This is a genomic window from Pantoea sp. B9002 (genome assembly GCF_013385945.1).
GTDB lineage: Bacteria > Pseudomonadota > Gammaproteobacteria > Enterobacterales > Enterobacteriaceae > Pantoea.
On the sequence record NZ_JACAPA010000116.1, the window covers coordinates 1 to 351 of the forward strand.

At 63.5% G+C, this 351-nt stretch carries 1 protein-coding gene; it reads left to right on the forward strand.

All coding sequences use genetic code 11. The features are described 5' to 3' along the window. A partial coding sequence (locus HX773_RS25445; RefSeq protein WP_218168365.1) for a hypothetical protein occupies positions 1–351 on the forward strand: 351 nt, incomplete at both ends.

The window sequence follows — 351 nt, forward strand, 5'->3', positions numbered from 1 at the left end:
GGACGAGTATGTGCGCACCTTCGTCGCTCACACCAACCCGCTGAACGTGCTCTGCGGACGCAGCCTGATGCGCACCCTGGACAACTGCAAACGCGTCAACGGTTCGGTGTGCCTCGATCCGGGCGGCGACTCGTGGATCGACCTGGCCGAAGGCAACACCATCAAGGGTGCCCGCCAGAACGGCGCCAGCCTGAACCTGCAAAGCTGGGTGCAGGGCCAGTCGGTGGAGGCCCTGGGCCGTACCCCGACCCTGGTGGATTCGAATATCGGCATGCGCGACGCGCTGCAGATCCGTTACCAGACCGGCAACAAGCTGGTGCTGCACGACAATAACAAGGTGGTCGGGATTCT